The organism is Streptomyces sp. NPDC058145 (genome assembly GCF_042884245.1).
In the GTDB taxonomy this organism is placed as follows: Bacteria; Actinomycetota; Actinomycetes; order Streptomycetales; family Streptomycetaceae; genus Streptomyces.
Genome location: NZ_JBHVUH010000014.1, coordinates 1 through 13,118 on the forward strand (window position 1 = coordinate 1; position 13,118 = coordinate 13,118).

At 72.3% G+C, this 13,118-nt stretch carries 11 protein-coding genes; 10 read left to right on the top strand and 1 reads right to left on the bottom strand.

Annotation, left to right across the window (positions count from 1 at the left end; translation table 11 throughout):
- Positions 1 to 173 precede the first annotated feature (173 nt).
- The 10 genes from ACFVVO_RS28930 to ACFVVO_RS28975 all read left to right on the top strand — a co-directional run bounded on the left by ACFVVO_RS28930 (position 174) and on the right by ACFVVO_RS28975 (position 11,323).
- Complete coding sequence (locus ACFVVO_RS28930; protein ID WP_390058744.1) at positions 174 to 2,429, top strand: M20 family metallopeptidase; 2,256 nt, start codon at positions 174 to 176, stop codon at positions 2,427 to 2,429.
- Positions 2,430 to 2,458: 29 nt separating this feature from the next.
- Entirely contained in the window at positions 2,459 to 3,208 is a 750-nt protein-coding gene (gene pyrF / locus ACFVVO_RS28935; protein ID WP_390058745.1) for an orotidine-5'-phosphate decarboxylase, read from the top strand.
- On the top strand, positions 3,208 to 4,050 hold the full coding sequence (locus tag ACFVVO_RS28940; protein ID WP_390058747.1) for a BtpA/SgcQ family protein: 843 nt from the start codon (positions 3,208 to 3,210) through the stop codon (positions 4,048 to 4,050). Before pyrF ends, ACFVVO_RS28940 begins: the two co-directional genes overlap by 1 nt.
- 4 nt (positions 4,051 to 4,054) lie before the next feature.
- Positions 4,055 to 4,705, top strand: coding sequence for a dTMP kinase (gene tmk / locus ACFVVO_RS28945; protein WP_390058748.1), 651 nt, complete (start codon positions 4,055 to 4,057; stop codon positions 4,703 to 4,705).
- Positions 4,706 to 4,759: 54 nt separating this feature from the next.
- A complete protein-coding gene (gene asnB / locus ACFVVO_RS28950) occupies positions 4,760 to 6,958 on the top strand; it encodes an asparagine synthase (glutamine-hydrolyzing) (RefSeq protein ID WP_390058750.1) in 2,199 nt (732 codons plus the stop codon).
- 53 nt (positions 6,959 to 7,011) lie between these two features.
- The gene (locus ACFVVO_RS28955; RefSeq protein WP_390058751.1) at positions 7,012 to 7,800 is read left to right on the top strand and encodes a nucleotidyltransferase domain-containing protein; all 789 of its coding nucleotides are present in this window, start codon (positions 7,012 to 7,014) and stop codon (positions 7,798 to 7,800) included.
- Entirely contained in the window at positions 7,800 to 8,105 is a 306-nt protein-coding gene (locus tag ACFVVO_RS28960; RefSeq protein ID WP_390058752.1) for a PqqD family protein, read from the top strand. The genes ACFVVO_RS28955 and ACFVVO_RS28960 overlap by 1 nt, the downstream gene beginning before the upstream one ends.
- Position 8,106: 1 nt before the next feature.
- Positions 8,107 to 9,225 (top strand): diiron oxygenase, encoded by a 1,119-nt coding sequence (locus ACFVVO_RS28965; protein WP_390058754.1) that lies wholly within the window; start codon positions 8,107 to 8,109, stop codon positions 9,223 to 9,225.
- Between the two features lie 46 nt (positions 9,226 to 9,271).
- Positions 9,272 to 10,522 carry an MFS transporter gene (locus tag ACFVVO_RS28970; RefSeq protein ID WP_390058756.1) on the top strand — a complete coding sequence of 417 codons (1,251 nt, stop codon included), beginning with the start codon at positions 9,272 to 9,274 and terminating at the stop codon, positions 10,520 to 10,522.
- Positions 10,523 to 10,666: 144 nt separating this feature from the next.
- Positions 10,667 to 11,323 carry a hypothetical protein gene (locus ACFVVO_RS28975; RefSeq protein ID WP_390058758.1) on the top strand — a complete coding sequence of 219 codons (657 nt, stop codon included), beginning with the start codon at positions 10,667 to 10,669 and terminating at the stop codon, positions 11,321 to 11,323.
- A gap of 35 nt (positions 11,324 to 11,358) precedes the next feature.
- Here the strand turns inward: ACFVVO_RS28975 and ACFVVO_RS28980 are convergent, their stop codons facing one another.
- Positions 11,359 to 13,041, bottom strand: coding sequence for a pyridoxal phosphate-dependent aminotransferase (locus ACFVVO_RS28980; protein WP_390058760.1), 1,683 nt, complete (start codon positions 13,039 to 13,041; stop codon positions 11,359 to 11,361).
- Positions 13,042 to 13,118 lie beyond the last annotated feature (77 nt).

A 13,118-nucleotide genomic window follows, 5' to 3' on the forward strand; every position in this document is an offset into this window, starting at 1 on the left:
TTTTTTTTTTTTTTTTTTTTTTATTTTTTTCTGTCTTTTTTTTTTTTCTTGTGCCCGGGGGGGGGTGCCGGGGGGTGTCCCATAAAAATTACCCCCCCCCGGGGGGGGGGGGGGGGGCGCCCCCCCCCCCCGACTCCGCGCACCACGACCGAACGGCTGGAGGGAGCAGCGCGATGACCGCACCCGGGCACATCGACTTCGACGGGTTGCTGGGCGCACGCAGGCGACGGGCCCGCGCCGAACTCGCCGACGCCGTCTGGGCGGTGTACGCGCAGCAGGCACCGGAGAAGGCCGGCACCACCGTGCCGCCGGCCGACGCACGCCGCGAGCCCCGGCTCTGCAGCCAGCTGGTCCTGGGCGGCCTGAGCGGAATGACGATGGACCAGCTCCTGCTGGCCGGCCGCCGGGAGGATCCGGCACCGCTGACCGTCGCCGCGGACGACGAGGGCGTCGTCGTTCTGCCGGGCCTCGGCCGCGTCCGCACCGGACGGCGCGCCGGCGAGCTGACGGTGCGCTACGACGACGCCGCGCGCACGCTCACCGTCGACGGGGAGCCCATGGCGTACGAGCTGGAACCGTGCCTCATGGTGCCGGGCACCCGCATCGAACTGGTCGACCGGCTCGACCCCGTCCTCAAGGCCTTCCTCGACCTGCACATCGACGACCCCGAGCGGCTGACGCTCCTCACCGACGGCGCCGCCCAACTGCCGCGCATGGCACGCGCGCTGGACATCATCGCCGCCGTCAGCCCCGGCTACCACGCCGCGCTCGTCGAATCCCTGCGCGCCGTCGTCCTCTACCGGCACCCCGACGCGGAGTCGTTCGCCGCGCTGGGCATGCACGGCATGATCTTCCTGAACGTGCCGGACGGCGCCGGCGTCGACCACTTCGTCGAGGAACTCGTCCACCAGGGCGGTCACGTGGTCTTCAGCGAGGCCACACTGCACCGCGCCGAGTTCTTCCGCGTCGACCCCGAGGCGGAGCTGTCCGGACTGATCGGCCGGGACGACCCGCGCACCGTGTACGACGCCTTCCACGGGCTGTTCACGGAGCACATGGAGTACCAGATCGTCCTCGGCGCCCTGGAACGCGGGCTGGCCGACGACGGGGAACGCCCCGAGTTCCGGGCCCACCTCACCTCCGTGGCCCGCCGGCACCTGCGGGACCTGCGGCTGATCGGCCCGCACGCCCGCGAGATCTTCAGCGCCGCCGGCCGGGAGGTCCTCGCCGCCTTCCAGGAGACCTACGACCGCGCGGCCGCGGCGCATCCCGACCTGTTCGGCTCCGGTGACGACGTCGAGGATCTGCTGCGCGAGTTGGTCGCCATACCCAGCGTCAATCCCCTCCTGCCCGGCGCGGAGGGCGTCGCCGACGAGCGGGACCTGGCGGAGTTCGTCGCCGGACGGCTGCGCTCGGTCGGTGTGGACGTGGAGATGCGGGAGGTGCGGGACGGGCGCCGCAACGTGATCGCCCACGTGCCGCGCGCCGGTGACGCCGACGGCCAGGTGGTACTGCTCAGCGCCCACATGGACACCTACCCCGCCGGCGGCCCCAGGGCCGGATACCGGCCCGTCACGGAGGGCCGCACCCTGCACGGCCGCGGCAGCGCGGACGCCAAGGGCTCGCTCGCGGCCATGATGACCGCCTTCGTCCAGGCGGCGCACGCCGCGCACCACCGAGAGGCGTATCTCGCCGCGACGGTGGACGAGGAGTGCCTGCTGCTGGGCGTACGGGAGCTGGCCCGGCACGGCATGCGGCCCACCCTCGGCATCACCGGCGAACCCACCCGGCTCGCCCCGGTCGTCGCCCAGAAGGGCATCGTCCGCGGCGCGTTCACGGTGCGCGGCCCCAGGAGCCACGCCGCCTACCCCGCCGAGATCACGGCGGTCGGCTCGGCGTCGGAGCTGATCGCCGCCGTACGAGAGCTGAACGCGCGGCTGCGACGGGAGACGGGCCATCCCCGGCTGGGCGCCGCCACCGTCACCGTGACGCGGCTGGACAGCGACGGAGGGATGAACCTCGGCGCGACCGAGGTGTCCGTCCACTTCGACGCGCGCTTCCTGCCCGGCACGACCGGTGAGGAGTTCGCCGCCCGCGTGGAGGGCGAGCTGCGAGCCGCCCTCGGCGACCACGTGGACCTCTCCCCGGTATCCGTCGACTTCGTCTCCCCGCCCAACGACCTGCCGCCCGGGTCGCCCCTGGCCGACGAGTTCTTCGCCGCCGTGAAGGAGTCCACCGGCGCCTGCGAGCCGGAGGCCTTCTCCTACGGCAGCGAGGCCGGCGTGCTGGCGGAATTCTGCACGGCGAGCCTGGTGTTCGGACCGGGCGACCCGCGCCACTCGCATGCCGGGACCGAGTCGGTCGACCTCGACGAGGTCCGCACCGCCACCGACATCTTCCGCCGCCTCCTGGTCGGCGACCAGCGCTGACCACAGCCCCATTCGGACAGGACCACGACGTGACAACAAGCAGTAACAGCCTCGGCACGAGCGGCCGTGAGCGCCTCTGCCTGGCCCTCGACCTCACGGACCGCGCGGAGATCATCAAGGCCGTGGAGGAACTCCGCGACCTCATCGGCTGGTTCAAACTGAACTCGGCGTTCACCCTGCACGGCCCCGGCCTCGTCCGGGAGATCCTCGACCGGGACGTCAAGGTGTTCCTGGACGCCAAGCTGCACGACATCCCCAACACCCTGGCCGGATACGGGGATGCCGTCACCCGGCTCGGCGTCCACCTGGTCACCCTGCACACCGGCGGCGGCCTGGAGATGATGCGCGCCGCCGTCGCCGCCGCCGACCGGACCGCCGCCGAACTGGGTGTCCAGCGGCCCAAGCTGGTCGGCGTCACCCTGCTGACCAGTGTCGATCGGGCTACCCTCAACGGCGACCTCAACGTGCCCGGCACGGTCGAGGACGAGATCCGGCGCCGCGCCCGACTCGCCGCCGAGGCCGGCCTGGACGGCGTGGTCTGCGCCCCGGGCGAGATCGAGCTGATCCGCGCGGACCTGCCCGACGACTTCTTCTACGTCACCCCCGGCACCCGGTCCCCGGGTGGCAGCGGCAACGACCACAAGCGCACCGGCACCCATGCCCAGGCACTGGCCGCCGGCTCGTCCCTGCTGGTGGTGGGCCGGCGGATCAACCAGGCCGCGGACCGGAGGCAGGCCGCGGCCGAGGTGCTGCGGGAACTGCGGGAGGCCACCGCCTGATGGTCGTCCTGCCGCCCAAAGCCGTCATCGCCTGCGTGCACCTGCTGCCCACCCCCGGTTCCCCCGGTTACGGCGGCAAGGTGGAGGACATCTACGAGACCGCGCTCGCCGAGACCGAGACCTACCTCCGGCACGGCGTCGACGCGCTGATCGTCGAGAACTTCCGCGACACCCCCTTCCACCCGCACACCGTCCCGCCGGAGACCACCGCCACGATCGCCGGGGTCACCCGGGAGATCGTGCGGATGGCCTCCGTACCGACCGGTGTCGCCGTGCTGCGCAACGACGCGACCGCGGCCCTCGCCATCGCCACCGCCACCGGCGCCGACTTCATCCGCGTCAACGTGCACGTCGGCGCCGTTCTGGCGGAGCAGGGGCTGGTCACCGGCCGGGCCCACGAGACGCTCCGGCTGCGCCGGACGCTGGGCAGCGACGTCGCCGTCTTCGCCGACGCCAGGGTGAAGCACTCCCAGCCCTTCGTCTATCCGGACCTGGCCACCGAGGTCCGGGACCTGGCACTGCGCGCGGACGGGGTGATCGTCTCCGGGGAGCTGACCGGGCTGGAGACGAGCCCCCAGGACCTGCTGACCGCCCGCACGGCGACCAGCGGCCCGCTGTTCGTGGGCAGCGGGGTCACTCCGGAGAACCTGCCGTCCGTCTACGACTGCGCCGACGGGTTCGTCGTCGGCAGCTACTTCAAGGCGTCCGGGGTGCCGCGCAACCCGGTGGACGAGTCCCGGGTGGCAGCCCTGATGGAGAGCGTCCGGGCGCTGCGCGCCGCCAGGGCCGGGACCCACCAACCCATGCACGACACGGCAATACAGCACGACACGGACAGGTGAGAACATGCGACAGCGCAGGGTCGACGACGAGGCCATGGCCCGGCTCTTCAGACCGGAGCGAACGGACCGCGGACTGCTGGTGTCCGTCGTCGGCTTCGACGGCTCCGGCAAGACCACGCAGATCGAACGGGTCGCCGAAGCCCTGCGCGCCCAGGGCCGCGAGGTGGTCGAGACCCGCCAGCCCACCGACTGGTACCGGGAACTGGCCAACGTCCAGACCTTCCACGACGCGGGTGGCTCCGTGGAGACCGCGCACATCCTCGCCCTGCTGGCGGCCGCCGACCGCCGCCGGCACGTCCAGGAGGTCATCGACCCCGCCCTGGAGCGCGGCGCGGTCGTGCTGTGCGACCGGTACGTGTACGCGACCTTCGGTGTCTTCGTGCACCGCGGTGTCGACTTCCGGCTGCTGGCCGACATCAACCGGGGGATCCCGCGGCCGGATCACGCCTTCTACCTCGAGCTGCCCACCGAGGAGCTGCTGCGCCGGCTCCGGGAACGGGACGGCGACCGGCTCAAGCACGAGGAGAAGTCCGCCGAGCGGATCGAGTCGATCGTGCGCACCTACGAGGAGCTGGGCTCCGAGCTGATCCACATCGACGGCACGGCGGCCCGCGAAGAGGTCACCGCGCGGATCCTTCGGCACATCGAGGGCTGAGCGGGGGCCGGTCACGGCCCCCGGCCCCGGAACACGGCAACGAGTGAGGTAGTTATGTGCGGCCTGGCGGGAACAGCGGCAGTGGGCGGGCGTCCCCTGTCCGCCGCGGCGGACGGTCTGCTGCGGAGCATGACCGGGACCATCGCCCACCGCGGCCCGGACGAGACGGAGTTCTTCCGTTCCGGACCCGTCGGTCTGGGCTTCGTACGCCTGTCCCTGGTGGACCCGGAGGGTGGCGGCCAGCCGCTGAGCACCGACGACGGCTCCCTGGTACTGATCGCCAACGGCGAGATCTACAACCACCGGGAGCTGGCCGCCGGCCTCCCCGCCGGAACCCGGCTACGCACCGGATCGGACTGCGAGGTACTGCTGCACCTGTACCGCCGGGACGGCCTGAACTTCCTCGACCGGGTCCGGGGAATGTTCGCGCTGGTCCTGTGGGACCGTACCCGCAACCGGCTGGTGTTCGCCCGCGACCGGTTCGGGATCAAGCCGCTGTTCTTCCACGCCGACGCGGAGCGCATCGTCTTCGCGTCGGAGATCAAGGCCCTCTTCCACGACCCGGCCTGCCCCCGCGAACTGGACTGGCAGCGGGCGCTGGCGGACCCGGCGGTCACCGGTGACCTGGTGCTGGGCGACTCCCCGCCGCACGCCTGGTTCAAGGGCGTCGATCTGGCCCCGGCCGGCGCCGTCACCACCTTCGACCTCACCTCCGGTGAGCGGAGCACCCACCGGTACTGGTCGTTCCCGGACTTCGACGGCGACACCGACGGCTCCGAGGCGGACCTCGTCCGCTCGTACGCGGACGCGCTGGCCGCCTCCGTCCGGGACTGCCAGATGGCCGACGTGGAGATCGGCCTCTTCCTCAGCGGAGGCATCGACTCCGCCACGGTGGCCGCGCTCGCCGACATCGAGCCACGCACCTTCACCATGCTCAACGGCAGCACGCTGGAGAACCGGGACGCCGAGTGGGCGCACCGCACCGCGGCCCACCTGGGCCTGGTCAACCACCAGGTGCTGCATGACACCACGGCCGTGCCCGGCGTGGACGAGTGGAAGCGGCACCTGTGGCAGATGGAGACGCCACTGGCCGGGCCGGAGACGTTCTACAAGTACGAGCTCTACCGTTACGTCGCCGCCCAGGCCCCGGAGATCAAGGCCATGCTGCTCGGCGGAGGCGCCGACGAGTTCAACGGCGGCTACACCACCACCCTGGCAGGCGGCGGGGACTGGTCCGACTTCATGGCCAACGTCGACCGCATGGGAACGCGGCGCCACCAGCACCGCCACCCCGGGCTGGGCGCCTGGTGGGAGCAGCCCGGCCCGCCGCTGCTGCGCGCCGAGGCGCTGCGGGCGGCGTCCGGCGCGGAGCGGCGCGACGACTACGAGATGCTGTTCCGCACCAAGTACCGCGACGTCCAGCTCTACAACTGCTGGCACGAGGACCGCACCGCCGCCGGCAACGGCATCGAGGCCCGCGTGCCGTTCCTGGACCACCGGCTGGTGGAGATCGTGGCGGCGATCCCGCACACGCTGCGGCCCGCCCTCGTCTGGGACAAGCAGATCCTGCGCCGGGGACTGGCCGGAGTGCTGCCCCGGGAAGTGCTGACCCGCCCGAAGATCCCCTTCTACTACGGCAGTGGTGTCCGGCACACCTACCGGACGTTCGCCAGCATGCTGGCCCAGCAGGGCGACCGGCTGCTGGACGAGGCGCTCGCCGGACCGGGCGCCCGGGAGTACCTCGACGCCGACCACATGCGTGCCGCGCTGCGCGCGCTGGAGGAGGATCCGGGCGCCGGCCACGTCGAGTTCCTGGTGCGCGCGGCCAACCTCGGACTGCTGGCCGGCATGGCCCGCGAACTGCCCGGGCCGCTGGTGACCGCGCCCGCGGCGCCGGTCCTGCGCTCCGTTCCGGTCGTCGACTGGAGCCGGCAGGCGCCGGAGATCGAGGCACTCGTCGTACGCCGGGAGCCCGTCGACGCGGCCGCGGTGCTCGCCCGCGCGGACGGACTGCTGCTGTTGCGCGCTCCCGAGGACGACACGGTCTGGTACCTCACGCTCGACGGCGCCATCGAGTACGTCGTCGACGACACGGCGGAGGCGGGCTGGTCGTCCCTGCTCCAGGCGTTCGACGGGGAGCGGCCCGTCGGGGAGCTCGTGGCCGCTCTCGACCTCGATCTCAAGCGGTTCGAACCCTTGGTCACCGAAGCGCTGGAGGCCGGGCTCCTGGTGACCGCGGCCGGGACCCGGTGACCGGACCGGTGCCGCCCCCGGCCCCCGGCTCCCGCACGAAAGGAACTCGTGGCATGTCCACATCTCACAACCTCGTCGGCGTCCTCGAGCGGCTGCGGGGCGAGGGGCTGCTGCCCACCGACACCCTGGCGGTGCTGTGCGTCGGCTCGGTGGCCCGCGGCTGGGCCAACGAGCGCAGCGACTACGACCTCGTCGTGGTCACCCGCGAGCCGTTCGCCGACGACCGGGCACGCGGCCTGCCCGTGCCGCTGCAGCCGGCCACGCTCCCCACCGTGGGACTGCGCGTGGACGGGCGCCGCTGGGAGATCAAGTACTGGCTCGACACCCAGATGGACCAGATGTTCGCCAAGATCAGCCGGGAGCGGTTCGAGGCCGGCACCCACGCCTCCCGGGCCCTGATCGATGTCGAGGAACTCGCCCTGGAGCGTCTGATCCCCGCCATCACCCTGACCGGTGAGGAGTGGGTCGAGGCCCGCCGGCGCGAGCTGGCCGAGTCCGCGTTCCGCTCCTTCGCGGTCAGCCGCTCACTGGCAGGCATGGACTCCGCGGTCGAGGACGCCCTCGGGCAACTCGCCGCCGGCGACGCCGAGTCCGCGGTGCTGTCCGCCCGGCGCGCGATCGGCCACGTGGTCGACGCCCTGCTGGAGTCGCACGACTGCTACGGATCCGCCCAGCCCAAGTGGCGGGCCCGGCGGTTCCGGGAGGCCGATCCGACCGAGGTCCCGTTCGAGCAGTACTGGGCGCTGGAGACCATGCGTGACCTCGATCCCGCGGCACCGGACCGGTGGGTCGAGCGGACCGTGCAGTGGTGCCGGCGACTGTGCATGGAGGTGGAAGTCTGATGGCCGGAACGCCCGCGCTGACCGGCTCCGCCGTCCTGAGCCACGCGACGTACATCCAGGTACGCAAGTACCGCGGCCACCTGATCGTGGCCCTGGACGACGAGGCCGTGGAACTGGACGACGTCACCGAGTTCATCTTCAAGCGGCTGGACGGAGCGGCCCGGGTCCGGGACATCGGCGAAGCGGTCGCCGCCGCCTACGAGGTCCCCGTGGACGAGGCCACCGCCGACAGCATCGAGGTGCTGACCGACCTGCTCATGGGCGGATACGTACAGGTCGCCGACGGTCCGCTCCGGGAGATCTGAGATGTGCGGGACCGTGGGGATGTTCCTGGGCTGCGCGGCGCTGTCCTACTGCCCCAAGTCGCTGCTGACGCGCGGCCGGCCGCAGTCGCCGGCCGGCCCCGCCACGGCCACTGGCGGCGCGGCCGGCACCCGTGCCCAGGCTCCGGCGGACCAGGACGCCGGCGCTCCGGCGGACCCCCGTGCCGGCTCCGAACCCCCGGCCTATCGCAGCGTCTTCCAGAACTGGGACACCCGCGCGAGTGTCCGTGCCGCACCCCGCCGGGTCGTCGCGGACGCCGACGCGGCCCTGCGCTTCTTCTCCCCGGACCTGGTCCCGGTGGCCCGGCACCCGCTGGTGCGGGCTCTTCCCGGCCCGGTCTTCGACACCCTGCTCGTCCAGCACCTCTACCGCTACCTGGACTTCACCGCGAAGCTCGAGTACCTGGTCGTCAACCGCGCCGTGATCGGCATCGCGCACGGCTCGGTCGGCGTGCCCGTTCCCGAGAGCATGCGCTTCGACGCCCTCAAGATGTACTGCGACGAGGCCTACCACGCGCTCGCGGCCGTGGACCTCAGACGCCAGGTGGAGCGCGTGACCGCGGTGCCGGCCCGCCTGCCCGCGGAACCCTTCTTCCTGCGCCGCCTGCGGCAGATCCTGGCCGGACTGCCGGCCGGGCAACGCGCACTGGCGGAACTGATGTTCGTCATCGTCTCCGAAACTCTGATCTCGGCCAGTCTGGCCGAGATCCCGGGTACGGACGACGTCGTGCCGGCGGTCCGCGAGTCCATCCGCGACCACGCCCTCGACGAGGGCCGCCACCACGCCTACTTCGCCGTGTTCCTGCGCCATCTGTGGGGCGCCCTGGACCCCGGGCAGCGGCGCCTGGCCGGACGGCTCGCACCGCGACTCATGGACGCCTTCCTCCACCCCGACCTGGAGGGCATGCGGGCCGAGCTCGTCGGCCACGGTCTGACCGAGGACCTCGCCGAACAGGTCCTCGGCGAGGTCTACACGCCCGAGGTGCTGGGCCGCCAGATGCGCGCGACCTCCCGGCAGACCCGGCGCTACCTCGACGACCTCGGCGCCTTCGACGATCCGGAGGCAGCCGCGGAACTGCACGCACACGGCTACGCGCCGTGACCGTCCGGCGCACCGGACGAGTGAGAACCCCGGACAGGTGAGGGACATGGAACAGGCAACCATCGACGACCGGCGGACCCCGGCGGCCCCCCGCTCCGCCGGGGCGTTCTGGAGGTACTGGACGGCTTCCACGGTCAGCAGGGCGGGCGACGCGGTCACCTCGGTCGCACTGCCCCTGCTGGCTCTCGATACGTTGCACGCCGGCAGCTTCGAGGTGAGCCTCATCACGGCGGCCGGGTACGCGGCCTGGCTGCTCATCGGGCTGCCCGCCGGAGTGATCGTCCAGCGGCTCCCGCTCCGCGGCACCCAGGTGGCGCTCGATCTGCTGCGCGCGGGGGCCGTGCTGTCCGTGCCGGCCGCCGCCGCGCTGGGCGTGCTGCACATGACCCAACTTGTCCTGGTCGCACTGATGGTGGGGCTGGCCACCGTGGTGTTCGACGTCGGCAACGCGACCCTGCTCCCCTTCATCGTGAGCAAGGAGGAGCTGACCCGGCGCAACAGCCTGACATCGGCGTCCAACGCGACGACCGAGCTGGGCGGCCCGTCCCTCGGCGGCGCGCTGGTGCAACTCGTCGGCGCGGCGGCCGCGCTGCTCCTCGACTCCCTCAGCTATCTGGTGTCCGCGATCCTGCTGTGGGCACTGCCCCGGCCTTCGAGCCCCCCGTCCCGGAAGCAGAACGATCCGCCGCTCGAACTCATCAAGGACGGGTGGCGGTTCGTCGTGCGGCATCCGCTGATCCGCTCGTGCGTCGCCGCCGCCACGCTGGTCAACTTCGTCTGCGGCGTGCTGATGGCCCTCACACCCGTCTTCCTGGTGCGCACCCTGCACCTCCCGGCGGGCGCGGTGGGTGTGCTGATGGCCTCCGGTGGCGCGGGCAGTCTGCTCGGCGCGGCCTGCACGCCCCGGCTCGGCGACCGACTGGGCAGCGCCCGGGCGGTGCTGGCCGCTTCGGTGCTGCTGCCGCTGTCCCTGTTGCTGCTGCCCCTGTCCGCCTCGTGGTGGGCGGTACCGCTCTTCGTCCTCGGCAACGCCGGGTTCTCCGCCGGAACCGTGGTCATCAGCATCCTGACCCGTACGCACCGCCAGTCCGTGACACCGCCTGACCTGCTGCCGCGCGTGATGGCCACCGTTCGCTTCGTTTCCTGGGGCGCGATCCCGCTCGGCGCCCTCACCGCCGGACTGACCGCCTCGGCCTCCGGCCCCCGCACCGGCCTGGTGCTGTCCGCCGCCATCGCCCTGCTGGTCCCCCTGACCCTGCTCGTCGGACCGGTCCGACACCGCCACAACCTCACCTGACCTCCGCCGGTGCGCCGAGGCGATGGGGCGTCGGTCCCGTCGCGGACGGACGGAGACGCCGGAACCAGGCAGCCAAGGCTTCGTGAGACCGCTCTACCGGATTGGACCGATTGGACCGCGAAACATCGAAGGGGGACACAGGGCATGAACGCACCTACTCGGGCACGGCCGTTCGGGCTCACGGCCGCGACGGCTCTGCTGGGCCTGCTCACCTTGTCCCGCGGCAGCGGCAGCGGCGCGAAGCCTGAGCCGGCACCGTCCCGAGCCGACGCCGAACGTGGCTACGCATCGGCCTACGAGGCCGGATGGCGGACCGGTAGACGGCTCTTCGCGGACGGCGGCAAGGGCGCCGCGGTCCGTGAGGTGGTGTGGGGAGGCTGTGTCCGCCGGTCCCTGACGGCCGAGCCGCGGGACGTGGTGGAGACGGACCGCGGCGCCTGGGTGCGGGGCTGCGAGCAGGCCGTGCAGTCGGGTACCGAGCCTCATCCGCCCGTCCGGCCCGTGACGCGTCGCGAGTCCGACCCCGGCCTCCTGGCCCGGTTCCGCACCTGGGCCGCCGCGCACGGAGGGGAGCAGCCCGCCCAGGAGGTGCGTCGGGTCGTCCTCGTCCACCTCGGCGACCGGGACTACGACGTCGAACTCACCACCACCTGCACCGGCAGGAGCGCGCAAGCCGACGCCAAGCGGCTCGCCGGCACGTTCGCGACCTGGTGGGACGGCGACGACGGCGACGACTCGACCGCGTGGAACCTCATCCTCCTCGGCCCGGACGGCAAGCGCCTGACCACCCGGAACCTCTGACGGCGAAGGACACCGGCCCCGCCGAGGAGCATCAGCTAGCCGGTCTGGCCCATCCCCGCCGCGTTCGGCCAGCTCTGGGCATTGGGCCAGCCGGTCGCCGGGGCCGGGGTCAGGCCGGTGGGGGGCGCCGGGGCCGTCATGCCGCGCACCTGGGCGGCGGTGAGGCCGCCGCGCGCCGGGACGCCGGGCGGAGTGGGCCCCATGGCGGCGGCTGGCGCCGGGACGGGCATGGGCATGGGCATAGGGGCCGGCACGGGGGCCGGAGCGGGCACCGCGACCGGAGGTGGGGCCATCGGGGCCGGGGCCATCGGGGCGGGCGCGGGCGCGGGGACCGGCGCCGGGAGGGGGACCGGCGCCGGAGCTTGGGGTGCGGGTGCCGTGGGCGGGACCTGGGCTGCCGCCGGCATCGGCATCCCGCCGCCCATCGGCGTGGCGGCGGGGAGCGGCATACCGGTGCCGGCGGCCGGAGCGGGGCCGGCGGCGGCGGCCTGTGCCGCCAGTCCCTGCACACCGGCTCCGTTGGTCTCGTTCATCAGCCGGTCTATGGCCGCCGTACCCGAGCTGTAGCTGGTCCCGGTGCTCAGCTCGGGTACGGCGGCTCCCCTCCTGGTCCCGTAGAGCACCTGCTCCAGGCCGGACACCAGGCGACGCACGTCGACCTGGGGGCGCACCACGAGTCTCAGGAAGCGGCTGGACGAACCGATCTTGTTGCCGCACTCGCGGACCAGGATCCGGTGCTCGGTGAGCAGCCGGTCCCGGACCACGGTGCCCTCCGCGCCGACGGGCAGGCGCACGAAGAGGAAGTTGCCCTGGGAGGGGTAGACGGTGAGGCCGGGCAGCGCGGAGAGGTGGCTGGCCATGTCGAGGCGGTCGCGGCGCACCTGCAGCAGACTCTGCGCGTACTCCGGGCCGTGCTCGCGCAGCATGAACACCACGTGCTCGGCGAAGGAGTTGAGGTTCCACTTCGGCAGCATCGAGCGGACCCGGCCGGCCAGCGCCGGGTTCGCCACGAGGTAGCCGAACCGGATGCCGTGCAGTCCGAAGTTCTTGCCGAGGCTGCGCAGGACGACCACGTTCGGGCGGAGCATGGCCTCCTGCACCACGCTCGGCTCTGCCTCGGCGTCGGCGAACTCCAGGAAGGACTCGTCGATCACCACCAGGTCCAGGTCCGCCATCGCGTCCATGAACTGCACGATCTGCTGCCTGTGCAGATAGCCGCCGTCGGGGTTGTTCGGATTGCAGATGACCGCCACACGGGTGCCCCGGGCCCGGATGAACTCGGCGTACTGCGCCAGGTCCAGACCAAAGCCGTTCGCCTCCTGGAGCGGGAACATGTCCACCCGCTTGCCGGTCTCCATCGGCTGGTCGGTCCAGCGGCCGAAGGTGGGCACCGGCACGGCCAGCGACTCCCGGACCAGGAGGTGGTCGATCCAGGTGATCAGCTCCGTCGAGCCGTTGCCCATCGCCACGCACTGCGGCGGCAGCTGGAGCAGGCCGCACAGCTCGGCGGTGATGGTGTCGGCGCTGCTCGGGTAGTACGTGATGATCTCGCGCAACCGGACCGCCATCTCCTCGAACATGGCGGGAGTGGGGAAGTACGGGTTGCACGGGATGCAGAAGTCCACCGGGCCCGACCCGTCGCTCTCCCGCGTCAGCGCCGCCATCGAAGGGCTGTGCGCGGCGGTGTTGCGGAACAACGAGGTGACGTTGTCAGGCAAGAGGACCTCCGTCGAAGGGTGGCCCGTGCGGGGGAGCACGGGCCACCCATGGATACGAAGGGAGCGCCAGTGGCGTT